Annotated in this window: 23 protein-coding genes; 10 read left to right on the plus strand and 13 right to left on the minus strand. The window is 62.4% G+C overall.

Going from position 1 to position 24,728, the window contains the following annotated elements; translation table 11 throughout:
• Window positions 1–6 precede the first annotated feature (6 nt).
• The 7 genes from GTW23_RS19685 to bcoG form a co-directional block, all read right to left on the minus strand.
• Entirely contained in the window at window positions 7–789 is a 783-nt protein-coding gene (locus GTW23_RS19685) for a carnitinyl-CoA dehydratase (protein ID WP_152009796.1), read from the minus strand.
• Between the two features lie 22 nt (window positions 790–811).
• Window positions 812–2,857 (minus strand): acetate--CoA ligase family protein, encoded by a 2,046-nt coding sequence (locus GTW23_RS19690; protein WP_252917096.1) that lies wholly within the window; start codon window positions 2,855–2,857, stop codon window positions 812–814.
• 191 nt (window positions 2,858–3,048) lie between these two features.
• Entirely contained in the window at window positions 3,049–4,212 is a 1,164-nt protein-coding gene (locus GTW23_RS19695) for an acyl-CoA dehydrogenase family protein (RefSeq protein ID WP_252917099.1), read from the minus strand.
• Between the two features lie 4 nt (window positions 4,213–4,216).
• Window positions 4,217–4,978, minus strand: coding sequence for an SDR family oxidoreductase (locus GTW23_RS19700; RefSeq protein WP_252917100.1), 762 nt, complete (start codon window positions 4,976–4,978; stop codon window positions 4,217–4,219).
• A complete protein-coding gene (locus tag GTW23_RS19705) occupies window positions 4,975–6,414 on the minus strand; it encodes a carnitine 3-dehydrogenase (RefSeq protein ID WP_252917102.1) in 1,440 nt (479 codons plus the stop codon). Before GTW23_RS19705 ends, GTW23_RS19700 begins: the two co-directional genes overlap by 4 nt.
• Window positions 6,411–7,031 (minus strand): HD domain-containing protein, encoded by a 621-nt coding sequence (locus GTW23_RS19710; RefSeq protein WP_252917103.1) that lies wholly within the window; start codon window positions 7,029–7,031, stop codon window positions 6,411–6,413. The genes GTW23_RS19705 and GTW23_RS19710 overlap by 4 nt, the downstream gene beginning before the upstream one ends.
• A 22-nt stretch (window positions 7,032–7,053) precedes the next feature.
• Window positions 7,054–7,971 carry a 3-dehydrocarnitine:acetyl-CoA trimethylamine transferase BcoG gene (gene bcoG / locus GTW23_RS19715; RefSeq protein ID WP_252917104.1) on the minus strand — a complete coding sequence of 306 codons (918 nt, stop codon included), beginning with the start codon at window positions 7,969–7,971 and terminating at the stop codon, window positions 7,054–7,056.
• A gap of 77 nt (window positions 7,972–8,048) precedes the next feature.
• On the opposite strand from bcoG, the gene GTW23_RS19720 reads away from it, so the two are divergent.
• Window positions 8,049–9,065, plus strand: a complete 1,017-nt coding sequence (locus tag GTW23_RS19720) for a GlxA family transcriptional regulator (protein WP_252917106.1) — start codon at window positions 8,049–8,051, stop codon at window positions 9,063–9,065.
• Here the strand turns inward: GTW23_RS19720 and GTW23_RS19725 are convergent.
• From GTW23_RS19725 to GTW23_RS19740, 4 genes are all read right to left on the minus strand, one after another.
• Window positions 9,052–9,834: an ABC transporter permease gene (locus tag GTW23_RS19725; RefSeq protein WP_152009804.1), complete on the minus strand. Its 783-nt coding sequence runs from the start codon at window positions 9,832–9,834 to the stop codon at window positions 9,052–9,054. The genes GTW23_RS19720 and GTW23_RS19725 overlap by 14 nt on opposite strands.
• The gene (locus GTW23_RS19730; protein ID WP_252917107.1) at window positions 9,834–10,565 is read right to left on the minus strand and encodes an ABC transporter permease; all 732 of its coding nucleotides are present in this window, start codon (window positions 10,563–10,565) and stop codon (window positions 9,834–9,836) included. Before GTW23_RS19730 ends, GTW23_RS19725 begins: the two co-directional genes overlap by 1 nt.
• A gap of 74 nt (window positions 10,566–10,639) precedes the next feature.
• Window positions 10,640–11,410: a transporter substrate-binding domain-containing protein gene (locus GTW23_RS19735; protein WP_252917108.1), complete on the minus strand. Its 771-nt coding sequence runs from the start codon at window positions 11,408–11,410 to the stop codon at window positions 10,640–10,642.
• A 46-nt stretch (window positions 11,411–11,456) separates the two neighbouring features.
• Window positions 11,457–12,251 (minus strand): ABC transporter ATP-binding protein, encoded by a 795-nt coding sequence (locus tag GTW23_RS19740; RefSeq protein ID WP_252917109.1) that lies wholly within the window; start codon window positions 12,249–12,251, stop codon window positions 11,457–11,459.
• 132 nt (window positions 12,252–12,383) lie between these two features.
• On the opposite strand from GTW23_RS19740, the gene GTW23_RS19745 reads away from it, so the two are divergent.
• The 4 genes from GTW23_RS19745 to GTW23_RS19760 are packed head-to-tail and all read left to right on the plus strand — an operon-like array spanning window position 12,384 to window position 16,625.
• Entirely contained in the window at window positions 12,384–13,232 is an 849-nt protein-coding gene (locus GTW23_RS19745) for a dimethylarginine dimethylaminohydrolase family protein (protein WP_252917110.1), read from the plus strand.
• Window positions 13,229–13,858, plus strand: coding sequence for a TetR/AcrR family transcriptional regulator (locus tag GTW23_RS19750; protein ID WP_252917111.1), 630 nt, complete (start codon window positions 13,229–13,231; stop codon window positions 13,856–13,858). The genes GTW23_RS19745 and GTW23_RS19750 overlap by 4 nt, the downstream gene beginning before the upstream one ends.
• A 5-nt stretch (window positions 13,859–13,863) precedes the next feature.
• Complete coding sequence (locus GTW23_RS19755) at window positions 13,864–15,027, plus strand: pyridoxal phosphate-dependent aminotransferase (RefSeq protein ID WP_252917112.1); 1,164 nt, start codon at window positions 13,864–13,866, stop codon at window positions 15,025–15,027.
• Entirely contained in the window at window positions 15,027–16,625 is a 1,599-nt protein-coding gene (locus GTW23_RS19760; RefSeq protein WP_252917113.1) for a 5-guanidino-2-oxopentanoate decarboxylase, read from the plus strand. Before GTW23_RS19755 ends, GTW23_RS19760 begins: the two co-directional genes overlap by 1 nt.
• A gap of 7 nt (window positions 16,626–16,632) precedes the next feature.
• Here GTW23_RS19760 and argE read toward each other — a convergent pair whose 3' ends face one another.
• Entirely contained in the window at window positions 16,633–17,793 is a 1,161-nt protein-coding gene (argE, locus tag GTW23_RS19765; RefSeq protein ID WP_252917115.1) for an acetylornithine deacetylase, read from the minus strand.
• Window positions 17,794–18,063: 270 nt separating this feature from the next.
• Between argE and GTW23_RS19770 the strand changes: the two genes are divergently transcribed.
• The 5 genes from GTW23_RS19770 to GTW23_RS19790 all read left to right on the plus strand — a co-directional run bounded on the left by GTW23_RS19770 (window position 18,064) and on the right by GTW23_RS19790 (window position 23,831).
• Window positions 18,064–19,068: an ABC transporter ATP-binding protein gene (locus tag GTW23_RS19770; RefSeq protein ID WP_252917117.1), complete on the plus strand. Its 1,005-nt coding sequence runs from the start codon at window positions 18,064–18,066 to the stop codon at window positions 19,066–19,068.
• Entirely contained in the window at window positions 19,061–20,098 is a 1,038-nt protein-coding gene (locus GTW23_RS19775; protein ID WP_290129048.1) for an ABC transporter ATP-binding protein, read from the plus strand. The genes GTW23_RS19770 and GTW23_RS19775 overlap by 8 nt, the downstream gene beginning before the upstream one ends.
• Before the next feature lie 23 nt (window positions 20,099–20,121).
• Complete coding sequence (locus GTW23_RS19780; protein ID WP_152009815.1) at window positions 20,122–21,822, plus strand: peptide ABC transporter substrate-binding protein; 1,701 nt, start codon at window positions 20,122–20,124, stop codon at window positions 21,820–21,822.
• Window positions 21,823–21,910: 88 nt separating this feature from the next.
• Window positions 21,911–22,918, plus strand: coding sequence for an ABC transporter permease (locus tag GTW23_RS19785; RefSeq protein ID WP_152009816.1), 1,008 nt, complete (start codon window positions 21,911–21,913; stop codon window positions 22,916–22,918).
• Window positions 22,911–23,831, plus strand: coding sequence for an ABC transporter permease (locus GTW23_RS19790; protein WP_193217322.1), 921 nt, complete (start codon window positions 22,911–22,913; stop codon window positions 23,829–23,831). Before GTW23_RS19785 ends, GTW23_RS19790 begins: the two co-directional genes overlap by 8 nt.
• Window positions 23,832–23,846: 15 nt before the next feature.
• Here the strand turns inward: GTW23_RS19790 and GTW23_RS19795 are convergent, their stop codons facing one another.
• The gene (locus tag GTW23_RS19795; RefSeq protein WP_252917118.1) at window positions 23,847–24,728 is read right to left on the minus strand and encodes a transglutaminase family protein; all 882 of its coding nucleotides are present in this window, start codon (window positions 24,726–24,728) and stop codon (window positions 23,847–23,849) included.

The raw sequence follows: 24,728 nt of genomic DNA on the forward strand, positions 1-24,728 counted from the left end.
GAACCCTTATCTGCCCTTCCAGACCGGGTCGCGTTTTTCTGTGAACGCGCGAAAGCCCTCAAGATTGTCTTCCGAACCATAGAGCGTATCGACCGTGCGCAACTGCCTGCGGGTGACCTTGTTCATGGTGTCCTGGAATTTCTCGCCCTCGGCCTCGCGCACCACTTCCTTGATCGCTGCGAAGACCAGCGGCGGGCCGGAGGCGAGCAGCTCGGCCATCTTCCAGGCTTCCGCCATCAGTTCGTCCGCCTTGTGGATATGGTTGACGAAGCCCCAGCGGTGCGCTTCCTCGGCATCGAGCCAGCGCCCGGTGAACAGCATCTCCATGGCGATGTGATAGGGAATGCGCTTGGGCAGCTTGATCGAGGCCGCATCGGCCACCGTGCCCGAGCGGATTTCGGGCAGCGCAAAACTGGCATGCTCCGCCGCCAGGATGATGTCGCAGGACAGCGCAATCTCGAGCCCGCCGCCAAAACAGATACCGTTGACGGCGCAGATCACCGGCTTGTTCATATGGGGCAGTTCCTGCAACCCGCCGAAACCGCCGACGCCGTAATCGCCGTCCACCGCATCGCCATCATTGGCGGCCTTCAAGTCCCAGCCGGGGCAAAAGAACTTCTCGCCCGCGCCGGTCAGGATCGCCACGCGCAGATCCGGGTTATCGCGGAAATCACGAAACACCTCGCCCATGATCCGGCTGGTGGCGAGATCAACGGCATTGGCCTTGGGCCGGTCGAGCGTGACTTCGAGCACGTGTCCGACAATGCGGGTCTTGACGGGTCCGGTCATGGGTCAGATTCCTTTTTCTGCTTCAGGCATCTTCGAGGCGGATCAGCGCATCGACGGCGACCGCATCGCCGACGCGGGCGATCAGCGGATTGACTTCAAGTTCGAGCAACCGGCCGGCATGGGCCTCGGCATAACGGCAGATCGCGATCACCGCATCGGCCAGTGCTTCCATATCGGCAGCAGGCTTGCCACGATAGCCTTCGAGCAAACGGCCGATCCGCAACTCGGCGAATGCCAGCATGATCCCGGAGCGGCTTGCGGGCAACAGCAGGTTGACCGTATCGCCCAGTATCTCGGTGAGCACACCGCCGGCACCCAAAGTGAGCAGAAAGGCGCCCGTCGGATCCCGGGTGATTCCGACAAGAACCTCGGCAAGTCCGCCGACCGCCATTTCCTCAACGAGGAACTCCGAGGTAACGGTTTGCATCTTCCGGGCGGCGGCACTGAGGCTCGGCTCATCGCCAATATCAAGAGCAACCAGGCCGGCCTCGCTCTTGTGCGCCAAGCCGGTGCCTTTCAACACCACCGGGAAAGAAAGGGCGGCACTCTCCCCGATCAATTCATCGATGGATTGCGCCTGGATCGATCTCGGGATCCGAAGACCAAATCCTGACAGGGCCTCCTTTGAGGCGGCCTCGCTGAGAATGGTTGCTGTCCTGCTGTTCGGGACAGCCAGCATCAGAGGCTGCGGATCCGACTCAACAAGGCGCCCGGCAGCAATTGCAGCCTCGATCGCCAGGATACCTTCCGCCATGCCATGCAGAACCGCGACGCCGCCTTTCATGAAAGCGCTGGTAAAACCTTCCGACATGTTTTCGGACAGGCTTGCCAGCACCGCGACCCTGGCGCCGGTTCGCGCCTTTGCAGCAATGATCGCATCAACCGCGCATTGATAGCTCGACGGATCGCAGCGATCAGCCCGCGGCAGGTCGAGAATGAAGACCGTGAGATCGAATGTCTGCTCCATCACCGTGGAGAACACCCGGGTCATTCGCTCCGTGTCACCCCAGATGAAGGTGTGATAGTCGAGCGGATTGGCGATGGTGACGATAGGCCCAAGCTCGGCTTTCAGAGCCGCCCGCTGGGCGGGCGCGAAATCAGCGAAATCCAGTTGCGTCGTGTTGCTCAGATCCGCCATCAGACTGGCCTCGCCACCAGAACAGCTGACGGAGGCAATGGATGCACCCGGCAGCGGGCCGATGCCGTGCAGCAGTTTCAATGTTTCGAGGAACACCGCGATGGTCTCAACCTCGATGATCCCGAGTCGCCTGAGCAGGGCCGACCCGGCGGCCGCACTTCCGGCGAGCGACGCCGTGTGGGTCATGGTCGCCACGCGGGCCTTGTCGGAGCGGCCGATCTTGATGGCGACCACCGGCTTGCCCTTTGCCCGCGCCTTGGCGGCAAAGGCTTCCAGCGCGCGGATATCGCCGAAGCCCTCGAGATAGAGACCGATGGCGCTGACGCGGTCGTCGTCGAGCAGTGCGGAGGCGATGTCGCTGGCGCCAACCTGGGCCTGGTTTCCGGCTGCAACCACATAGGCGATCGGCAGGCCGCGCGCCTGCATGGTCATGTTGATGGCAATGTTGGAGGATTGCGCGACGATCGCCACGCCGCTTTCCACCTTGAGCCCGCCATGCTGGTCGGGCCAGAGCGTGACGTTGTCGAGATAGTTGATCAGGCCGTAGCAATTGGGCCCGAGGATCGGCATGTCGCCTGCCGCCGCAATCAGCCGCGCCTGCAGGTCCGCACCGCCGGCGGTTTCGGACTCGCTTTCGAGAAAGCCCGAGGCAAAGCAGGTGGCGCCGCCAGCGCCCATAGAACTCAGCCGTCGCACCACCTCGATGGTCGCGTCACGGTTGACGCCGATGAAGCTCGCATCAGGGGCTGACGGCAGATCATCAATGGAGGCGAGGCAGGGCACGCCGAGAATGTCGGTCCGCTTCGGATTGACCGGCCAGATATCGCCGTCAAAGCCGGATTTCCTGAGCTGTGCGACGACATTGACGGCCCAGCCGCCGCCGAACAATGCAATGGATTTAGGCCTCAGGAGGCGGGAGAGATCATGCATGATGTTCGTCCCGCGTAGGTTCTGCAAGTTTCCACTCTGAAAGTGCCGACGACCTTGAGGCGGGTTTACCCCCCTCTGTCGCTTCGCGACATCTCCCCCGCAAGGGGGGAGATAGGGGTTGCGCGATCTTGCCCCATCCGATCTCACCCCTTGCGGGGGAGATGGCTGACAGGGCAGAGGGGGGTATCTGCCTATGCACCGAACGGCCTCAACAAAGCACGAGAAATAATGTGGCGCTGGATTTCCGATGTGCCTTCCCAGATGCGCTCGATCCGGGCGTCGCGCCAGATGCGTTCGAGCGGCAGTTCGTCCATCAGGCCCATGCCGCCATGGATCTGGATCGCCTCGTCGGCGACCATGGCGAGCATTTCCGTGGCCTTGAGCTTGGCCATGGCCATGTCGGCGTCCGACGCCTCGCCGCGGTCGAACTTCCAGCCGGCCTCGAGGATCATCAGTTCGGCCGCCTTCATTTCCATCGCCATGTCGGCGAGTTTGAAGGAGACGCCCTGGAACTTGCCGATCGGCTGGCCGAACTGCTCGCGGGTCGCGGCCCATTCGACCGAGTGCCGGAACGCACGATCGGCGCGGCCAAGACAGGTGGCACCGACCTGCAGGCGGGTGGCCCCAAGCCAGGTGTTGGCGACCTCGAAGCCCTTGTGGACTTCGCCGAGTATGTTCTCTGCGGGCACGCGGCAATTGTCGAATTCGAGGACAGCATTGGTGTAGCCGCGATGCGAGACATTGCGGTAGCCGTCGCGCACCGCGTAGCCGGGCGTGCCCTTGTCGACGAAGAAGGCGGTGATCAGCTTCTTCTTCCCACGCGGCGTCTCCTCCTCGCCGGTGGCCATAAAGGCGATGGTGAAGTCCGCAATGTCGGCGTGCGAAATGAAATGCTTGGTGCCGTTCAGAACCCAGTCGGAACCGTCCTGCTTGGCGCTCGCCTTCATGCCGCGCAGGTCGGAGCCGGCGCCGGGCTCGGTCATGGCCAGGCAATCCCATTTCTCGCCCGCGACGCAAGGTTCGAGGTAGCGGGCGCGCTGCTCGGGCGTACCGGCGCAGAGGATGTTGGAGGGGCGTGCGACGCAGGTCCAGTGCAGCGCGTAATTGGCGCGGCCGAGTTCCTTCTCGTAGAGCAGCCAGGTCGGCGTATCGAGGCCGGCGCCGCCGAACTCTTCCGGGATGTTGGCGGCGTAGAGACCGGCGGCGATGGCCTTCTTCTGGATCTCCCGCACCAGATCGATGTCGAGATGGCCCGTGCGCTCGACCTCGGCCTCGTGCGGATAGAGCTCGTTCTCGACGAAGGACCGCGTGGTCTCGACGATCATCTCCTGTTCCTGGGTCAGTCCGAAGTCCATTGTTTCACACCTTTGGATCTGGGTTTTCAGTATGGCCATCGACCGGGATCACCTGGCCGGAAACAAGCCGGGCGCCGTCGGAGGCGAGAAAGACCGCCATGTTGGCGATATCCTGGGCGGTGACGAAGGAGCGCATCGACACGCCCGCCTCGTAACCCGCACGGATCACGTCCGGCGTGGTTCCCTTGGCCTTCGCCTCGCGCTCGATGACGCCGTCGATGCGCGGGCCTTCGACGCAGCCCGGCGCAATGGCGTTGGCGCGGATGCCGAACGGCCCGAGCTCCATGGCGAGCGTCTTCATCAGCCCGATCTCCGCCCATTTCGCCGCCGCATAGGGCGCGCGGTTGGGGAAGCCGTTGATCCCTGCGTTGGAGGATGTGATCAGGATCACGCCGGATCTCTGTGCCTTCATCATCGGGGCCGCGTATTTGGCAGCCAGGAAAGCGCCTTCGAGATTGACGGCGAGGCAGCGGCGGAAATCCTCCGGTTCGACATCCTCGACCAGTGCCGTGGGACCGGCGATGCCGGCATTGGCGCAGACGACGTCGATACCGCCCCATTCGGCGGCAATGCGCGCGAAGACGTCACGTATGTGAGCCGGATCGCTCGCGTCACCCGCCGTTTTCAGCCAGTTCTCCGGGCACTCGGCCAGTACTGTTTCGCTGACGTCGGTGATGAACACACGCGCGCCTTGAGCGGCAAAGCTTTCGGCCATGGCCTTGCCGATGCCCGATCCGCCGCCGGTAATGAGAACGCGTTGGCTCATCCCTTGTCCCGCATGCTGGAAGGCTTGGGCAGCTTCGACTGGGCTTCCCCGAGGGCCGTGATCCTTGCCAGAACCTCGCCTTCCGGCTCGCAGGTGCGGCGGGTTTCGAGCGAGACATGCAGAAGCAGCTGGTTGCAGGTGGCCAGCAGTTCGTCATCGGCGGTGCGGATCATCTCGTGATACAGCCGGAGCTTCTTGCCGCGGGCTTCGAGCACCTGGGTACGGACATGAATGACGTCGCCCAGATGGGTCTCGCTCAGATAGCCGATCTCGTTGGAGACGGTGAAATAGGACAGGCCGCCGGAGATGTATTCCTGGTCGGCGCCGACCATTCCCATCACCACGTCGCCGGCATCTGAAAACACCTGGCCGTAGCGGCTCTCGTTCATGTGGCCATTGTAGTCCATCCAGTCGACCGGGATGACGCGTTCGAGCGTCTTCAGCGGAACGGAGATGTCGGTGGGCAGCGGCGGCTTCATGCGCGCATCGTGCTGGTTGAGCAATTCGCCCGATCCCCAGTTGCGCGGCTTGAGCGCGCGCATGATCGACACCAGGTTGTCGTCGCGGATGCGCTCGAGCTCGCGGATCGAATGCATGCCCGACTGCGCATCCGACTGATCGGCGATCATGTCGGTGAGTTCATCGGTGAGTTCGGGTACGTCCATGAGCTTGGTCCAGGGCCAGGAGAGGCACGGGCCGAACTGGGCGATGAAATGGCGCATGCCGGCCTCGCCGCCAGCGATGCGGTAGGTCTCGAACAGGCCCATCTGCGCCCAGCGCATGCCGAAGCCGTAGCGGATGACGTCGTCGATCTCCTGGGTGGTGGCGATGCCGTCCTTGACCAGCCACAGCGCCTCGCGCCAGACGGCTTCGAGGAAGCGGTCGGCGATGTGGGCGTCGATTTCCTTGCGCACGATCAGCGGCTTCATTCCGATCCCGGCGAGCACATCCTTGGCTCGCAGAAGCGTTGCTTCGACGCCGACCAGCTCGATCACCGGCAGTAGATAAACCGGGTTGAAGGGATGGGCGACGAAAATCTGCTCGGGCCGTGCCGCGCCCTGCTGCAGCTCGGAGGGTTTGAAGCCGGAGGTCGAAGAGCCGATCAGCGCGTCATGGCGGCAGTGCTTCTGGATCTCCGCGAATATGACATGCTTGATGTCGAGGCGCTCTGGCGCGCTCTCCTGGATCCAGTCGGCGTCTGCCACGGCCTCGGCAAGGGAAGCGGCATAGCTGAGCCTGCCTTCCTTCGGCACGCTGACATCAGATAGGGCCGGTAGCGAGCGCCTTGCGTTGGCGAGAACCTCGCCGACCTTGCGTTCAACCTCGGGATCAGGATCGGAGACGATTACATCCCAACCATTGAGAAGAAAGCGCGCAGCCCAGCCGCCGCCGATGACACCGCCACCGATGATGGCGGCTGTTTTGGTTTCGCTCATGCGTTTCGCCCTTCGGCAGTGGTTGGATCGGTCAGGGAAACCCGCTCACCAGCCCGGATCACGGCAGGATCATAGGCTTTTCGGGCGAAGACCTCTTCGACCATTCCCCGGAAAAATTCGATGCCCTCATGCGGGTAGTCGGGATCGAAGCTGTTCTGGTCCCAACGCTCGCAGAATATCGCGCAATCATCAAAGTAGGCATGGCCCTTGTAGGCTTCGCGGGCATGCGGATTGCCGCCGACATGGTGGGCGTAATAGAGCTTCTGGAAATCGCCGTGCTTTTCGACCACCCATGCACATTGCTCGCGCACGAAGGGGCGGAGAATGGCTGCGGCATATTCATCATGATTGTAGGGCGCGTAAATGTCGCCGATATCATGCAGCAGCGCCGAGACCACCCAGTCGACATCGGCGCCATCGCGCCAGGCACGGGTGGCCGATTGCAGCGAATGACCAAGCCTTGTGACCTGGTAACCCGACAGGCTCTCATCGAGTTCCACCATGGCGCCGAGAAGCCGCTCGGCGGTCTTGGAAGCATACTCGATTTCGTGCTCGGTGAGGAACTCGTAGTCCTCCCGGTCGCCATCCTTCATGGCGGTGAACTTGACCTTGTCCATGATCCCCTCCCCGGGAGCGTTGTCAGGCGGATGCAGGCGCGCGCTTGGTCAGGTTCAGCCGTTCACGCACTTCCTGCGGACCGATCACCCGCGCGCCCATGTTCTCGACGATGGTCACGGCACGCTCGACCAGCTGGGCGTTGGTGGCGAGTTCGCCCTTGCCGAGCCAGAGATTGTCCTCGAGCCCGACGCGGACATTGCCACCGGCCAGCACGGCGGCCGCGACATAGGCCATCTGGTTGCGCCCCAGCGCAAAGGCCGACCAGTTCCAGTCGGCGGGCACGTTGTTGACCATCGCCATGAAGGTGTTGAGATCGTCGGGGGCGCCCCAGGGAACGCCCATGCAGAGCTGGACCAGCGCATCGGGTGCCAGGACGCCTTCCTTGACCAGTTCCTTGGCAAACCAGAGGTGTCCGGTGTCGAAGGCCTCGATTTCCGGCTTGACGCCGAGCTGGGTCATCATGCCGCCCATGGCGCGTAGCATGCCCGGCGTGTTGGTCATGACGTAATCTGCCTCGGCGAAATTCATGGTGCCGCAATCCAGCGTGCACATTTCCGGCAGGCATTCTAGAATGTGCTTCATGCGCTCGGACGCGCCGACCATGTCGGTGCCAACCGGATTCAGCGGAAGCGGCTTTTCGGTCGATCCGAAGGTGATGTCGCCGCCCATTCCGGCGGTCAGGTTAAGGACCACATCTACCTCGGCCTCGCGGATGCGCTCGGTGACTTCGCGGTAAAGCGCGACATCGCGGCGCGGTGTCCCCGTCTCGGGATCGCGGACATGGCAATGGACGATTGCCGCGCCGGCCCTGGCCGCGTCGATCGCCGAGTTGGCGATCTGCTCGGGCGAACGCGGCACATGCGGGCTGCGGTCCTGGGTGGAGCCGGATCCGGTGACGGCGCAGGTGATGAAGACCTCGCGGTTCATGGTCAAGGGCATACGGACTGTCCTCCTCTTTCTGATCAGGCAATGATGACCGGCTTGAAGCGACATGCCTTTCCATTTACGAAGGAAACATGACACAAAACAAAGCTCTGTCGGCGATTTTGGATGCGGGCCGACCCATAATGGTGGATCTGCTGGCGCTGGCAGGCAGCTCGCTGCTGACGCTTTCCAGCGCCGTCGAACCGTTGAGGGCCGCAAACCGGCAATCCGGGCGCACGGTGTTCGACTGGCGCTTCGTATCGGTGAACGGGGATGCGCCAGTCACATCCTCGGGGATTGCATGGCCGGTGTCCGGGCGGCACGATCCCGCCTCGCGCTGCGATGTGCTTGCTGTCGTGGCCGGGTTTGGCGCGGCGCAAATGACTGACCGGCGGCTGGTCGGCCATGTTTACCGGGCGGCGCGCAATGCCACGATCGTCATGGGCATCGAATCCGGCCCGTGGCTGCTGGCCCGCGCCGGGCTGCTTGATGAACATCGCGCGGCAACCCACTGGGAAGACTTCGAGGATTTCGCCGCAGCCTTCCCGAATGTCGATCTGAGGCCTGACCGCTATGTGGTTGACGGGCGGTTCATCACCACATCGGGGGCATCACCAACCTTCGACATGATGGTGGACCTGGTGCGGCAGGTACTGGGCCATCCCGCGGCGCTGGACGTGGCAAGCAGCTTCGTGCACGACGATCTGCGGGCTGCGGGCGACCCGCAGGTCAACGTAACGCTCGGCGACGCCAATCACGACCCGCGGCTGGTGCGCTCGATCCGGCTCATGGAAACCCATATCGACACCCCGGTCAGCATCGCGGCGATCGCCCGGCGGGTGTCGATGTCGGCGCGTGGCCTGGAACAGCTGTTTTCCCGTCAACTGGGGCAGACGCCGGGCGCCTATTTCCTGTCGCTGAGGCTGGCGGCGGCGCGACGGCTGGTCAATGACACGCGGCTGAGCATGACCGATATCGCGTCGCGCACCGGGTTTTCCTCGGAATCATCCTTCTCGCGCGCCTTCAGCCGCCAGTTTGGCCTGCCGCCCCGCGCCAGCCGGAAGCAACCGTCAACAGCGCAGAAGGTGGCCGGTGTCAGCCGCCCTTGACAGGAACCTTGGCCTCGAGCCAGCGAAACGCCAGCACCAGTATCCCGGTCAGGATCATGTAGATCAGCGCAAGCAGGAGAAGCGGTTCGTAAGTCAGGTAGGTGTCCTGTCGGACCCGCGAGATGATGGCGTAGACATCGACCACGGTGATGGTGGCAACCAGCGGCGTGGCCTTGAGCTGCAGCACGGTTTCACCGGCCAGCGTCGGTAAGGCGCGATGGATGGCGCGCGGCAGCCAGATCCGGCGGAATACGGTCAAGGGCGACATGCCATAGGCGCGGCCCGCCTCCAGCTCGCCCTTGGGCACGCCAGCAAAAGCCCCGCGCATCACCTCCCCCTCGTAACCCGCAAAGGAGAGCGTCAACGCCAGCACGCCATAGGGCCAGGCCGAACGGAGATAGGGCCAGGCCCAGGACTGGCGGATCTCCGGCCAGTAGGCGAACAGCGAACCCAGGCCGTAGTAGAGCAGCCAGAGCTGCAGCAGCAGCGGCGTGCCGCGTATGACCGTACAGAACATGCGCGCCGGCGCCGACAGCCAGACCGGTCCTGCCGCCTGGGCAAGACCAAGCGGTACGGCCAGCAGAAAACCCAGAACGCTGGTGAGAAACAAAAGCCAGAGCGTGGTGCCGACGCCTTCGACAAGTCGGCCCGAGTATCGCGGCAGCCAGTCCCATCGCATGTTGACCGCTGCGAAGACGATTATGCCGATACCGATGGCCAGCAGCACCAGCCGGTGCGGCTCCCGCCAGCTTCGAGTTTCCGGACCCATCAGCGCACCGCCGGCATGCCACGGCGGGCATAGCGTTCAACGCGGCGGATCCCGACATTCGAGATGAGCGTCACCATGAGATATAGAAGACCTGCCGCGCAGAAGAACAGGAAATAGGATTTGGTGGTACCGCCCGCCTGACGCGTGACCAGCGTGAGTTCGGCCACGCCGACGACTGCAAGAAGCGCTGTGTCCTTGGTGGCGATGAGCCAGAGATTGGCGAGGCCGGGAACCGCGTGGGGCAGCATGCCGGGAAGCGTGATGCGTCGAAGCACCTGAAAGGACGTCATGCCATAGGCGCGCGCGGCCTCGATCTGGCCATGCGGCACGGCCTTGAAGGCCCCGCGCAACACCTCCGTCTGGTAGGCGCCCTGGACCACGCCGATAACGAAGATGCCGGCGGCCAGTCCGCTGATGTCCACACGCTCGGCGCCGATCAGCAGCATCAGCTGGTTGAGTGCATCGGTGCCGGCGTAATAGAGCAGCAGGATCAGCACCAGTTCGGGGACGGCGCGCACAAGCGTGGTGTAGACATCGAGCAGATCGCGAAGGATCGGCCCGCCATAGAGCTTTCCGGTGGCGCCGCCGACGCCGATCAGAAAGCCCAGGAGATAGCCGCCGACAGCGACCTGGAGCGAGATGGCGAGGCCGCCGAGCAGCACGCCTCCCCAGCCCGGCGGCTCGAGCGCCAGCAGTTCCCAGGATGCGAGGCCCGCAATCCACTCAAGCATGGAAAACGACCTTGCCGGCCCGGCGGGATTTCTCCGCCGGGCCGGTCACAGCGCGGTGCGCCGGTGCGGGCATGTTACTTGCCGTAGATGTCGAAGTCGAAATAGGCCTTCGAGAATTCGGCATAGGTGCCGTTTTCACGGATGGCGGCGATGGCCGTGTTGAACTTCTCGCGCAGCGCGTCGTCACCCTTGCGCAGGCCGACGCCAACGCCGGCGCCGAGAATTGCCGGGTCATCCTCGACGGCACCAACGATCTCGCAGCAGGCGTCGGACTTGACGAAGGCATCAAGCGCCAGCGAATCCGCCATGATGGCATCAACGCGACCGGCGGCCAGATCCTGGTTGGCCTCGTCCTGGGTCTGGTATTCCTTCACCTCGGCGGCAACGTCACCGAAATGGGTGGTGACGTAATCCTGGTGGATGGTCGAGACCTGAACGCCGATGATCTTGTCCTTGAGCCCGGCTGCGTCAGGCGTGATGCCGGAGCCTTTCGACGTCGCGATCACCGACGGTGTGTTGTAGTACTTGTCGGAGAAATCGATGGTCTTCATGCGCTCTTCGGTGATCGACATCGATCCGATGATGGCGTCGATCTTGTTCGAGGTCAGCGCCGGAATGATGCCATCCCAGGCAACCGGGGTGACGACGCAATCGAGCTTGGCCTCGGCGCAGACGGCGTTCATGAATTCGATTTCCCAACCGGTCCAGTTGCCAGCGGCATCCGGTTCGGTGAACGGCGGATAGGGCTCGGCGGCGACGCCGACACGGACGGTTTCAGCCGAGGCCGCGCTGGCAGCAAGCGACAGGCCGAGAGCGGCGATTGTGGTGATGATTTTGTTCTTCATGTTTTTCCCCTGTTAAGAGTTCGGGCTTTGCCCATTGGACCTCGGACTATTGAACAGTCGCAAGGAATTTTCTCAAACGCTCCGACCTGGGAGCGTTGTAGATGATATCCGGAGAGCCTTCCTCCTCGATCACGCCATCGGCCAGGAAGACCACGTGATTGGCAACCTCGCGGGCGAATTTCATTTCGTGTGTCACCAGCAGCATGGTGCGGCCTTCGCGCGCCAGATCGGCGATCACCGCCAGCACTTCGCCGACGAGTTCGGGATCCAATGCCGAGGTCGGCTCGTCAAACAGCATGACCTCCGGCTCCACAGCGAGCGCCCGGGCAATAGCCGCGCGCTGCTGCTGACCACCGGACAAAAATGCCGGGTAGACATCCCGCTTGTCAGACAGTCCCACGCGCTCGAGCAGCTTCTCGGCACGGGCAATGGCCTCGTCGCGCGGCACGCCCATGACCTGCACCGGCGCCTCGATGACATTGCCGAGCACAGTCATGTGCTGCCACAGATTGAAGCTTTGAAACACCATGGCGAGCCGGGTGCGGATGCGGCGGAGCTGGGCAGAATTGGCGGGCTGAAGACCGCCCCGCCCATCCGGTTTCATTTCGATTTCTTCGCCCTGAATGCTGATGGACCCGCCGCTCGGCAGTTCCAGCATGTTGATACAGCGGAGCATTGTCGATTTGCCGGATCCAGATCCGCCGATGATGGCAACCACATCACCATTGCCGGCGGAAAGCGATACACCCTTGAGCACTTCCAGGTCACCAAATCTCTTGTGAAGACCGGTAACTTCGACGGCTGGCGGGACTGCTGTTTCGCCGGTTTCTCGACTGCTCATACGCTTCCTCTATTGCTCCTGATGGAGCGGCAGGAGCCAATCGTGACCCTTGCGCAGTAATTAATCAAGTGTATAATTTCAGAAATTGCTCTCCCCAGAACGGACCCCTCCATGACATACGGATCCCAATCCATGACTCCCCCGCTCAAGCGCGTCATCATGCGCGCGCCCGGCGACAGCCTGCGGCAGGCCAAGGCCGAGGACTGGCACTACGGTCCCGGCTTCGACGGCAATCGCGCTATCGAACAGTTCGGCATCTTCGCCGGCCTCGTCTCGGCCAGCGGCACCGAGATCATCTGGATCGAGGATTCGGGCGACGGCCTGGCGGACGCGATGTTTACCCATGACCCTTCGCTTGTCACCGACAAGGGCGCGGTCATTCTCAGGATGGGCAAGCCGGGCCGAATGGCTGAACCCGATCTGCATGAGGCCGCCTACAAGGCTGCGGGCATTCCGATCCTCGGGCGGATCGAAGCGCCCGGCTCTGTCGAGGGCGGTGACTGCGTGTGGGCCGACGCGACCACGCTGGCGGTCGGTCGCGGTGTGCGGACCAACCAGGCTGGCATCGAGCAGCTGGGCGAAATCCTCGCTCCGCTTGGCGTGAGCGTACTCGGCTTCGACCTTCCGCTCGGAAACGGTGCCGATGCCTGTCTACATCTGATGTCGGTTGTTTCGCCGCTCGCCGAAAAACTGGCGCTGGTCTATGCGCCGATGCTTCCCGTCGCTTTCTGGCAATTGCTGAAGGATCGTGGCTACACCCTTGTCGAAGCCCCGGACGATGAGTTCGCCGCGTCCAACGGGCTCAATCTGAATGTGCTGGCGCTGGCGCCCGGCGAGGTCATCATGGTCGACGGGTTTCCGAAAACACGCGTGCTGATGGAACAGGCCGGCTGCAAGGTCACCAGCTTCAACGCCGATGCGCTGTGCATCCCGTGCGAAGGCGGGCCGACCTGCCTGACCCGTCCCGTGTGGCGGGAATGACGCGGCGGACATTCCATCGTGAACCCGAGGCGGTTCGGCAGAACGACCTGATCGCGGCGACACTCGACAGTGTGGCGGAGCTGGGACTTGCCGGGGCAACCGTGCGCGAAGTCGCCAACCGGGCCGGCGTGACGCCGGGCCTGATCCGACGATACTTCGACAACAAGGAACGACTGGTCGCCGCCGCCTACCGGACATTCATCGCCGACCTGATCGAAACGGCAGCGGCCGGATGCGGTGACGGTCCCGCGCATACCCGACTTGCCGGCCTGATCCGTGCCAGCGTCACGGCTCCGGTGGCAGACGGGCGGACCCTGTCGATCTGGGCTGCTTTCATTGGAACGGTCAATTCCGACCCGGTGATGGCCGAGGTTCACCGCGAGGGCTACCAGGCTTTCCGTGACCTGGTCGAACAGCTGGTTGGCGAATGCCTGCGCGAAGGGGGCACGGATACTTCACAACAGACCATTCGCCAGCAGGCGATTGTGCTGAACGCGCTGCTCGACGGATTGTGGATCGAGATTTCCATGGGCGGCGACGATTTCTCGCGCGTTGACGTGGTCCGGATCGCACTCGATTCAACAGCGACACTGCTTGGCATCGACCCGGCTGAATTCAGGGAATGAACATCATGAAATATGCAGCAATTACCGAGCGGCTGGCCGATACGGGCGGAGCGAAATGGGCCATTCACCAGCGCTGCCGTGAGATGAAGGCGCAAGGCGCAGACATCATCGAACTGACCATCGGGGAACCGGACCAGCCACCGGACCCGCAGCTGTTCGAGGTCTGCCACCAGTCGATGCTGGCAGGACGCACCGGATATTCCAGCGGACGTGGCGAACCGGAACTGCTCGAAGCGATTGCCGCACGCTACATGCGGCGGCGACCGGACGTCGATGCCGACAATGTGATGTGTTTTCCAGGAACCCAGACCGCTCTGTTTGCGACGATGATGGGGCTGACCGGCCCCGGTGACGGGGTGCTTGTAGGCGATCCGTTCTATGCGACCTATGAGGGGGTTATCCGCGCCAGCGGTGCCCATCGCGAATCTGTGCCGTTGAGACCCGAGAACGGATTCCGGCTCACCGCCGGCGATCTCGAAGCCGCGATCACTCCACAGTCCCGCGTGCTCTTGCTCAATTCACCGCATAACCCGACGGGAGCCGTACTCACGGCTGAGGAAATCGCGAGTATCGGCGCTGTCTGCCAGAAACACGACCTCTGGATCGTGGCAGACGAGGTTTATGAGGAGCTGGTGTTTGACGGCGACTTCGCCTCGCCGTTCGACAGCCCGGACCTTGCCGACAGGGTGATCGCGGTCTCGTCCATCTCTAAATCCCATGCAGCGCCGGGATTCCGCAGCGGCTGGGCGGTCGGGCCGCATGAATTCTGCGAGAGACTGCTGCCACTGTCCGAAACCATGCTGTTCGGCAATCAGCCGTTCATCGCCGACATGACGGCCTTTGCGCTGAATTCGGATCTGCCGACGTCGGCGCGGATGCGGCAATCCTACAAGCACCGGGCCAGCCTGTTTGCCGACCGGCTCGAGAAGCTTGAGGGCATGACAGCCTATCGTCCGCAGGCGGGAATGTTCATCATTCTCGACGTGTCCGGAACCGGGCTCGGTGGCGAGGACTTTGCCTGGCGCCTGCTCCAAGCCGGAGTCGCGGTGATGCCCGGCTCGTCATTCGGCGACAACGCCGGCAAACTGGTGCGGCTGAGCCTTACGGTGCCGGATGAATCGGTTGTGGAAGCCTGCGATCGTATCGCGCGTTTCGTGGAGGGGCTGTGATGGCCACTCATTCCCCCACCGTCGGTGAAGCGCTGGTGACCATGCTGGAACAGGCGGGCGTCGACACCGTGTTCGGCATACCCGGTGTCCACACCATCGAGCTTTATCGCGGTCTTGCCGCCAGTTCCATTCGCCATGTCACGCCCCGGCACGAACAGGGTGCGGGCTTCATGGCCGACGGCTATGCCCGCGTCACCGGACGCCCGGGGGTGTGTTTCGTGATCACCGGGCCGGGCCTGACCAACACGCTGACCGCCATGGCACAGGCACGCGCCGACAGCATCCCCATGCTGGTGATTTCCGGCGTCAACGCCACCACGACATTGGGCAAGGGACGCGGGCATCTGCATGAGTTGCCCGACCAGGCTGCACTGGCAAGCAGCGTGGCGCTTTGGTCGCACACGCTGACCGACCCTTCACAACTAGGTTCGGTTTTGCAGAAAGCCTTTGCGACCATGACCAGCGGCCGCCCCGGCCCGGTCCATATCGAGATTCCGACCGACGTGATGAAACTGCCGGCGGCGGACCAGGCGTTCGAGGTTCCTGCCTCCATTCCGCAGCGCCCGACATCTGCGGAACTGGCCGCAGCCGCAGAGTTGTGTGCCGGCGCACGGAAGCCTGCCATCCTGATCGGTGGCGGTGCCGTCCGGCTTGGCGATGCTGTTCGACGGTTTGCCAAAGCGCTCGACGCGCCGGTGATCAGCACCACCAATGCCCGCGGGATCATGTCTGGCCACCCGCTCGATGTGCCGGCCAGCCCCAGTCTCACTTGCGTCCGCGAAATGCTGGCCGGCTCGGACCTTGTGCTGGCGTTGGGGACCGAGCTCGGGCCAACCGATTATGACATGTATGAGGATGGCGGTTTCAAGCTTCCGTCCAACCTGATCCGGGTCGACATCGACGCCGACCAGCTGGCACGTGGCCTGAAGCCGGAACTGGCGATCAAGGCAGGACTTGGCGCCTTCATCGAAGACATGCTCGCCGAGGCCCGCACGTGGACACAACAGGGCCCGGGCGAAGGGGGAACACGCGCAGATACAGTTCGCAAAAGCGCAAGGTCCGAGATCGGCGAGGCCTATCTTGGACATATCGAGCTTTTGCAGGATATCTGGGACGCCTTGCCGGATGCCACGCTGGTCGGAGATTCGACCCAGCTGGTCTATGCCGGCAACATGTTTGTCGATGCTCCCCGGGAAACGGCCTGGTTCAATTCCGCCACAGGTTTTGGCACGCTCGGCTATGCGGCGCCTGCGGCGATCGGCGCGGCACTCGGACATCCCGGCCGCCCGGTGGTGGCGCTGCTCGGCGATGGCGGCTTCCAGTTCACGCTTTCAGAACTCGGCAGCGCGCGCGACTGCGGCGCCGACGTGGCCTTCCTGGTGTGGAACAATGCCGGCTACCGGGAAATCGAAACCTCGATGACCGGCTCCAGCATCACCCCGATCGGAGTGACACCATCGGCGCCCGACTTTTCGATGGTGGCGGCCGCTTATGGACTGACTGCGCGGCAGGTTCGCAGCCGCGACGAATTGATTGCGGCTCTGAAGCAGATGCCGCGGCCCTGCCTGATCGAGTATCTCGATACCGAGGACCGCTGAGCAGCTATCAGCACATTGAATCGAGCAGCCGGTCAATGAAGGCCTCACCGGCGGCGAGTTGTGCAAGCGAGAGGAATTCATCGGGCTGATGCGCCTGGGCGATATCTCCCGGTCCGCAGATCACGGTGGAGTAGCCGCGGACCTGGAACTGGCTGCCTTCGGTGCCATAACTGACGACATGCCGGCCATTGTCGCCGGTCAGGCGGCGCGCCAGCGTTTCGGCGGCGCCATCGGCTTCCGGCGTCAGCGCCGGAAGCGCGAAGCCCGCTTTCAGCTCAATGCCCGCGTCAGGATGGATCTTCTGCATCTCCGCTGACAGCTCGGCCGCCTTGGCTTCAAATGCCCTGCCCCAGTCTTCCGGACTCTCGCCCGGCACGAACCGGAACTCGATGAAGAACCGGCAGTCCTTGGCGGTGATATTGTGCGCGGTGCCGCCTTCTATCTTCCCCACATGCAATGTTGTGAACGGCGGATCAAAAGGAGCCGCCAGTTCGGATGGTTCTCGCGCAGCGTTTTCAGCATTGCGCTGGTTGGCCCAGTCGATCAGCTTCGCCGCCTGCATTATGGCGCTGACTCCGTAAGGCAAAAGCGACGAATGCACCTCGAAGCCGCGAACATGGACATTATACGCCAGACCGCCCTTGTGGCCGGTCACCACCCGCATCATCGTCGGTTCGCCGACAATCACCTCGCGGGCCCTTGGCAATTCGCCCTTCATTGCCTCGACGAGATCGACAACGGCTGCACAGCCAACCTCCTCGTCGAATGACAAGGCAAGTTGCAGCGGGCGCTTGAGCGGAAGCTTTGCCGCGCGTGCCATGGCCAGAAGCGCCAGCGCGTCAAACCCCTTCATGTCGCAGGCGCCGCGGCCGAAAAGCTTTCCTTCACGTTCGGTGAGGGTCCAGGGATCGGTCGTCCAGGCCTGACCGTCGACCGGCACCACGTCGGTGTGCCCGGAAAGGATGACACCACCATCGGTTTCCGGTCCGACCTGGGCGTAAAGATGTGCCTTCATGCCGCACGGACTTGTCACCCTTTCGGAACCGATACCGTGGCTCGAAAGATAGGATTCAACCCATTCGACAAGCGGCAGATTGGTGTCACGGCTGACTGTGGGAAATGAAACCAGTTTTTCCAGAATCTCTCGAACGTTAGAATTGTCTTCCATGAAGGACCTCAAATCGGTTGGAATCGGCAACTTCATGCCGGTTTCCACACTTTTGTTGACGTGAACAGCACTTGTCCAGTGCCGGTTTTGCGGGAAATTTTCTTTCGGGCAATAGCGGCTTCAGGCACTTATCACTCAATTTGAAAAAGCCCACTGGTCAACCAGCGAGAAATTGGTCAATAGTATGGCCACCGGCGGTCGCGAGATCAGACCGGCAACAAAAATAACGGGAAAACATCTCCCGAGGGGTACAGTATGCCAGACACGGCCATGCCAATTCTGGATGTTAAAGGGCTTAAAACGGTTTTCCGCACCCGCGGCGGTGAAGTTCACGCGGTCAACTCCGTCGATTTCCATCTGCGTCCGGGCGAATTGCTCGGCGTTGTCGGGGAAAGCGGATCCGGAAAATCCGTGACCATGATGTCGCTGCTTCGTCTTCTGCCATCTCCGCCCGCGGAGATGCGGGACGGGAAAGTGATGTTTGACGGTCAGGACCTGCTCAAGATCAGTCCGGAAGAGCTGCGGCAGGTACGCGGCTCAAAGATCGGGTTCATCTTTCAGGACCCGATGACATCACTCAATCCGGTCTACACCGTCGGTTTTCAGCTGGCCGAGCCCTTGCGGGCACATATGGGCATGTCCAGGTCACAGGCGCGAACCCGTTCGATCGAGCTTCTCAAGCTTGTCGGCATTCCCGATGCGGAACGGCGGCTCAAGGATTACCCGCACCAGTTTTCAGGCGGCATGCGGCAGCGCGTGATGATCGCTATCGCACTTGCCTGCGACCCGAAGGTGCTGATTGCGGACGAGCCTACGACCGCGCTTGATGTGACAATTCAGGCGCAGATCATCGAACTGGTGAAGGAACTGCGGCAGAAGCTGGGGATGGCGATCATCTGGATCACGCATGATCTTGGCGTCATCGCCGGCATCGCAGACCGGGTCATGGTGATGTATGCCGGCCAGGTGGTCGAGGAAGGTCCGGTCAAGGAAATCTTCAGCGATCCGCAACATCCCTACACCCAGGCGCTTCTCAAAACCGTCCCGGCGGTGCGCGGTGCGCGTGCCGAAAAGCTGGAGGTGATCGAGGGCCAGCCGCCGATCATGTATGAGGCACCCGTCGCCTGCTCATTCCGCAACAGATGCCAGTTCGCCTTCGACCGCTGCTCGCAGGAAAACCCGGCCCTGACGCAGATATCGGCACCAGGCCACCGCGCCGCTTGTTTCCTGCTGGACAAGGCCTCGACCCCAGAGCCGGAGGCCGTCGATGGCTGACACCGAATCCGTAAGTCCGCTCGTCAAGGTGCGGGATCTTAAAATGTATTTCCCGATTCATGCCGGCTTGTTCCGGACCCATGTCGGCGACATCAAGGCGGTGGACGGCATCAGCTTCGACATCATGCCAGGCGAAACGCTCGGCCTGGTCGGAGAATCGGGCTGCGGTAAATCCACAGTCGGCCGCTCGATCCTGCGGCTTTACGATGTCACAGGCGGCACCGTTGAAATCAACGGGTCGGAAATTGCCCATGTCGATCGCGACAGCCTTCGCTCCAAGCGGCCGATGATGCAGATGATCTTCCAGGATCCGCAGGCAAGCCTCAATCCGCGGATGACGGTTGCCAGCATCATCGGCGAACCGCTTGACGAGCACATGAAGCTCACCCCCAGTGAACGGCTTGCGCGGATCTACGAATTGATGGACTGGGTGGGGCTCAACCGGGCGTTTGCCAAACGCTACCCGCACGAGTTCTCCGGCGGCCAACGGCAACGCATCGGCATTGCCCGGGCGCTGGCTCTTAATCCGAAATTTATCGTCTGCGACGAGCCGATTGCCGCACTCGACGTGTCGATCCAGGCGCAGGTGGTCAATCTGCTTGAGGAACTGCAGGACCGGCTGGACCTGACCTACCTGTTCATCAGCCACGACCTGTCGATGGTCCGCCACATCGCCGACCGGGTGGCGGTGATGTATCTGGGCCGGATCGTGGAAGTGGCAAGCAGGGAGACCCTGTTTGACGAGCCGCTTCACCCCTACACTCAGGCGCTGCTCTCGGCGGTGCCGGAGCCCGATCCCGAATCCGAGCGGCATCGCAAGCCGATCGTGCTGCAGGGCGACGTGCCCTCGCCAGCCAATCCGCCAAAGGGCTGCAATTTTTCGACCCGATGCCCCAAGGTCATGGACATCTGCAGGCAGATAGAGCCCGCGGTCCAGGATTTCGGCGGTGGGAGACAGGTGGCCTGCCACCTTTATTCCGAGAACATGACAACGACCGCGGAACCAACCGCCGGCGAAACAAAAAACTGAAAAAAATCAACAAGGAGACAGCCATGAAACTGAGAACTATTCTGATGGGTGCCGTCGCCGCCATGGCGATCGCACCTGTCGCACACGCCGAGCGTGGCGCGGACGGCGAGGTCAAGATCATCTACTGGCAGGCGCCATCGATCCTCAACCCGTATCTGTCGGGCGGTACCAAGGACATCGAGGCTTCGTCGCTGATCGTTGAGCCGCTGGCCCGCTTCAATGAAAAGGGTGCATTGGTTCCCTTCCTCGTCGACGAGATCCCGACGGTCGAAAACGGCGGCGTTGCTGCTGACCTGACCTCGATCACCTGGAAGCTGAAGGAAGGCCTGAAGTGGTCTGACGGCACGCCCGTGACTTCGGCCGACGTCAAGTTTACCGCCGACTATTGCATGGCGCCTGACGGCGGCTGCGCGCAGAGCGCCAAGTTCGACGGTGTCGAAAGCATCGATACGCCGGACGACCTGACCGTCGTCGTCAACTTTACAGGTCCTAAGCCCGTTCCCTACGCAGCCTTTGTCGGCGCGCAGTCACCGGTCATCCAGAAGGCCCAGTTCGAGAACTGCCTCGGCGCCAAGGCTCAGGAATGCACCTCGGCCAACTTCGGCCCGGTCGGCACCGGCCCCTTCGTCGTCACCGACTTCAAGCCGAACGACGTGATCACCATGAAGGCCAATGAGAACTACCGTGATCCGGCCAAGCCGGCATTCGCCACGCTGACCTTCAAGGGCGGCGGCGACGCTGCGGCCGCTGGCCGCGCTGTCATGGAAACCGGCGAGTACGACTACGCCTGGAACCTGCAGCTGGCACCCGACGTGATTGCCAAGATGGCAGAAGGCGGAAAGGGCACGCCCGTTTCCGGCTTCGGCACACTGGTTGAGCGCATCGAGATGAACATGACCAATCCGTCGCCGGATCTGCCGGAAGGCGAGCGTGCAACGGCCAAGCATCCGCATCCGATCCTGTCGGATGAAAAGGTACGCCGTGCACTTTCGATGGCGATCGACCGCAACCTGCTGGTCGAAATCGGTTACGGCCAGGCCGGCCGTCCGACCTGTAACCTGGTCCCGGCACCTGAACTCTTTGCTTCCGACAACACCGACTGCCTGACGCAGGACGTGGAAGGCGCGAAGGCTCTGCTTGAAGAAGCCGGCTGGGCTGTCGGCGCCGATGGCGTGCGTGAAAAGGACGGGATGAAGCTCAAGCTTCTCTACCAGACTTCGACCAATGCCGTGCGTCAGGACTTCCAGGCGCTGATCAAGCAGTGGTGGTCTGACATCGGTGTGGAAACCGAACTGAAAAACATCGACGCATCGGTGTTCTTCGGCGGCGATCCGGCATCTCCGGACACTTTCCAGAAGTTCTACGCGGACGTTGAAATGTACGCCAACAACTTCGACGGCACCGATCCGGAGCAGTATCTGGGTCAGTACACCTGTGAAAAGGCTCCCCGGCCGGAGACACAGTGGCAGGGCGAGAACATCAACCGGTTCTGCGATCCGGCCTATGATGAACTGGTTGCCGAACTCGGCAAGACCGGCGAAATCTCCAAGCGCGCCGAAATCGCCAAGAAGCTCAACGACATGATCACCAAGGACACGATGACCATCGTACCGCTGGTCGATCGTGGCCGGGTTTCGGCTCATGCCACCAGCCTCGGTGGTGTTGTGCTCAACACCTGGGATTCCGAGCTTTGGAACGTCGCGGACTGGTACCGCGTCAAGTAATGCAGACAATGAATGGTCCCGCTCCGGCGGGGCCATTCCCTTCTCCTGCACATTTCCCTCGCCAAGCTGCTGAACCGAGGCGTCGCCCATGCTGACTTTTACATTCCGACGATTGTTGTTGGCTATACCGACGCTTGTGCTCATCAGTCTGATCATCTTCCTGCTGCTCGACCTTGCACCGGGCGATCCGCTTGCCGACCAGCCGTTGAGCATCCCGCCTGAAGTGCGCCAGAAGATGCGCGACGCGCTGGGTCTCGATTCCCCGGCCTATGTCCGCTACCTGCTTTGGGCAAAACAGTTCTTCTGGGTCGAGCCGCTGGTCTTCGTCGACTGGGTGGCGGGCACCAGTTTCTCCGAAGGCATGCAGCGGATCGTCTCCTGGCAATTCCGCGCACCGGTCTTCGACATCATCATCCAGCGCCTGCCGCAGACCCTGTGGGTTGTCGGACTTGCCTATCTGGTCGGGGTGATGATTGCGCTGCCGATCGGCATCATCTCGGCCTACAAGCAGTATTCCTGGTTCGACCAGATCGGAACCTTCATTTCGATGATCGGTTTCTCGGTACCGCCATTCTTCTCCGGCGTTCTGATGATCGTGTTTTTCGCGATCATGCTGCCCTGGTTCCCGTCGATCTACGACACCACCCTGGTGGTCAACGATTTCGAGAGTTTCGGCCAGCAGATCCGCCAGATGACATTGCCGGTGATGGTGCTGGCGCTGCAGACGACGGCGCAATTGTCGCGCTTCATGCGCGCCTCGATGCTCGACAACCTCAATCATGACTATGTCCGGACAGCGCGGGCCAAGGGCATGACCGAGAAAGTTGTGCTGCTGGTGCATGTGCTGCGCAACTCGATGATCCCGGTGGTCACCGTGATCGCGCTCGGCATCCCGTCAATCTTCGGTGGCGCTATCATCACCGAGCAGATCTTCAAGGTGAACGGACTGGGGCAACTGCTGATCACGGCGATCTACGCGAACGACCTGCCGATGGTGCAGACGCTGGCCTTCATCTTCGCGGTGCTGATCGTGCTGTGCAACCTTATCGCCGACGTGCTCTACGGCCTGCTTGATCCGAGGATCCGCTATGACTGACGCTCCAATGCTGGAACCGGTAAAGCCCGACACCTCGGGACGCTCGCAATGGTGGGATGTCTGGGACCAGTTCAAGACACACAAGGGCGCCTTGTTCGGTGCGGCGGTGTTCCTGTTCATCGTGCTGGCGGTGACCATCGGACCGCTGTTATGGACCATCGAGCCGACCTTCATCGACATCCGTGCCCGCAACTCCGGGCCGTCGCTGGCGCATCCGTTCGGCACCGACCAGCTGGGCCGGGACATCATGGCGCGGATGATGGCGGGCGGACAGGTTTCGATCGCCGTTGGCCTCACCGCAATGCTGATCAGCGTCTTGCTTGGTACCCTGATCGGTGTTGTGTCCGGCTTTTTCAAACGGCTTGACGGCGTCCTGATGGGGCTGACGGACCTGTTCCTGGCGCTGCCGCTGCTGCCGCTGCTCCTCGTCATGGTGATGCTGTTCCGCGAGACCCTGTCGCGCAGCTTCGGACCGGAGATGGGCACCTTCATCCTGATCGTGTCCGCCATCGGCGTGACAAGCTGGATGCAGACCGCACGCATCGTGCGCGGCGAGGTGCTGGCGCTGAAGGAGCGGGAATTCGTGCTTGCCGCGCGCTCTATCGGCACGCCGTCGCGGCGCATGATCCTGCGCCACATCCTGCCCAATGTGCTGTCGCCGATCATGGTGTCGGCCACGCTGGGGATCGCCACCGCCATCATCACCGAATCGGCTCTTTCGTTCCTGGGTCTCGGCTTTCCGCCGGATTTCCCGACCTGGGGCCGGCTGCTGTTTGATGCGATCGACTATCTGCAGCAGTATCCGGAGCGGGTGTTCTGGCCGGGTCTTGCGATCTCGCTGACCGTGCTGAGCGTCAACTATATCGGTGACGGCCTGCGCGACGCGCTCGACCCGCGCATCCGCGGACGCTGACCCCCGGCAACAACTCTACGATCCGACCGGCGCCACATCGACCGACTGATTGCTGGTCTGGCCACCTGCCGTACGCATGGCGCCACGCACCGGCGCGACATCGGCATAGTCACGGCCATAGGCGACAACTATGTGATCGGTGCCGGCAAAAACCGCGTTGGTGGGATCATATTCCACCCAGCCGACACCGGGACCGCACCAGGCCGACACCCAGGCATGCATGGCATCCGCGCCTTCTAGGCGTTCCTGTCCGGGCGGCGGCAGGGTTCGCAGATAGCCGCTGACATAGCCAGCCGGAATCCCGAGGCTTCGGAGCGCAATGATCATGATGTGGGTAAAATCCTGGCAGACGCCGTGACGGGCGGCGAATGCTTCGGCGGCAGGCGTTTCCACCGTCGTGGCGTCCGCGTCAAACCGCATTTCCCGATGCAGGGCGAGGCCCAAATCACTCACGATCTCACCGCATTGCCGATCCGGCCCGGACTGTAACCGAGCCCAATCCGCAATCGCCGGATCTGGCTTCGCATAAGGAGAGGCCGGCAGGAAATGCAGCGGCGTGCGAGGTCCAAGATCGGTCGTCGCATCAAGCGCGTGGCGAAGCGCTCGCAGGTCGACCGAAGCTGCCGCGGGTTCGGCACCTCCGGTGACCTCAACCCTGGCCTTGAGCCGGATCACCACCTTGCTGTGCGGTTCGTTGAAAGCGATATCGCTCAACCGGTTGCCGAAAAAGTCTTCCCGCTCCCGGCGCATTGCTGGTGACGGATCGATCTCGATGCTGCCCGCAATCAGGCGCTGGCGGTCAGGAATGGTCAATGGCATGGCATGCAGGATCTGGCGGGCGCCGGCCGCTGGCGCCTGAAAGGAGTATTCGATGCTGAGCTTGATGTCGTAGAGCAT

This window comes from Parahoeflea alexandrii (assembly GCF_024105735.1).
Classification (GTDB): Bacteria; Pseudomonadota; Alphaproteobacteria; order Rhizobiales; family Rhizobiaceae; genus Hoeflea; species Hoeflea alexandrii.

Excerpts from the sequence above, each read along its gene's own strand:
- GTW23_RS19790 (WP_193217322.1), top strand. The coding sequence starts at position 22,911 with ATGACTGACGCTCCAATGCTGGAACCGGTAAAGCCCGACACCTCGGGA.
- GTW23_RS19785 (WP_152009816.1), top strand. The coding sequence starts at position 21,911 with ATGCTGACTTTTACATTCCGACGATTGTTGTTGGCTATACCGACGCTT.
- GTW23_RS19710 (WP_252917103.1), bottom strand. The coding sequence starts at position 7,031 with ATGGACAAGGTCAAGTTCACCGCCATGAAGGATGGCGACCGGGAGGAC.
- GTW23_RS19735 (WP_252917108.1), bottom strand. The coding sequence starts at position 11,410 with ATGAAGAACAAAATCATCACCACAATCGCCGCTCTCGGCCTGTCGCTT.
- GTW23_RS19690 (WP_252917096.1), bottom strand. The coding sequence starts at position 2,857 with ATGCATGATCTCTCCCGCCTCCTGAGGCCTAAATCCATTGCATTGTTC.
- GTW23_RS19745 (WP_252917110.1), top strand. The coding sequence starts at position 12,384 with ATGACTCCCCCGCTCAAGCGCGTCATCATGCGCGCGCCCGGCGACAGC.
- bcoG (WP_252917104.1), bottom strand. The coding sequence starts at position 7,971 with ATGCCCTTGACCATGAACCGCGAGGTCTTCATCACCTGCGCCGTCACC.
- GTW23_RS19700 (WP_252917100.1), bottom strand. The coding sequence starts at position 4,978 with ATGAGCCAACGCGTTCTCATTACCGGCGGCGGATCGGGCATCGGCAAG.
- GTW23_RS19755 (WP_252917112.1), top strand. The coding sequence starts at position 13,864 with ATGAAATATGCAGCAATTACCGAGCGGCTGGCCGATACGGGCGGAGCG.
- GTW23_RS19695 (WP_252917099.1), bottom strand. The coding sequence starts at position 4,212 with ATGGACTTCGGACTGACCCAGGAACAGGAGATGATCGTCGAGACCACG.
- GTW23_RS19730 (WP_252917107.1), bottom strand. The coding sequence starts at position 10,565 with ATGCTTGAGTGGATTGCGGGCCTCGCATCCTGGGAACTGCTGGCGCTC.
- GTW23_RS19705 (WP_252917102.1), bottom strand. The coding sequence starts at position 6,414 with ATGAGCGAAACCAAAACAGCCGCCATCATCGGTGGCGGTGTCATCGGC.
- GTW23_RS19795 (WP_252917118.1), bottom strand. The coding sequence starts at position 24,728 with ATGCTCTACGACATCAAGCTCAGCATCGAATACTCCTTTCAGGCGCCA.
- GTW23_RS19780 (WP_152009815.1), top strand. The coding sequence starts at position 20,122 with ATGAAACTGAGAACTATTCTGATGGGTGCCGTCGCCGCCATGGCGATC.
- GTW23_RS19770 (WP_252917117.1), top strand. The coding sequence starts at position 18,064 with ATGCCAATTCTGGATGTTAAAGGGCTTAAAACGGTTTTCCGCACCCGC.
- GTW23_RS19760 (WP_252917113.1), top strand. The coding sequence starts at position 15,027 with ATGGCCACTCATTCCCCCACCGTCGGTGAAGCGCTGGTGACCATGCTG.
- GTW23_RS19685 (WP_152009796.1), bottom strand. The coding sequence starts at position 789 with ATGACCGGACCCGTCAAGACCCGCATTGTCGGACACGTGCTCGAAGTC.
- argE (WP_252917115.1), bottom strand. The coding sequence starts at position 17,793 with ATGGAAGACAATTCTAACGTTCGAGAGATTCTGGAAAAACTGGTTTCA.
- GTW23_RS19775 (WP_290129048.1), top strand. The coding sequence starts at position 19,061 with ATGGCTGACACCGAATCCGTAAGTCCGCTCGTCAAGGTGCGGGATCTT.
- GTW23_RS19740 (WP_252917109.1), bottom strand. The coding sequence starts at position 12,251 with ATGAGCAGTCGAGAAACCGGCGAAACAGCAGTCCCGCCAGCCGTCGAA.
- GTW23_RS19725 (WP_152009804.1), bottom strand. The coding sequence starts at position 9,834 with ATGGGTCCGGAAACTCGAAGCTGGCGGGAGCCGCACCGGCTGGTGCTG.
- GTW23_RS19720 (WP_252917106.1), top strand. The coding sequence starts at position 8,049 with ATGACACAAAACAAAGCTCTGTCGGCGATTTTGGATGCGGGCCGACCC.
- GTW23_RS19750 (WP_252917111.1), top strand. The coding sequence starts at position 13,229 with ATGACGCGGCGGACATTCCATCGTGAACCCGAGGCGGTTCGGCAGAAC.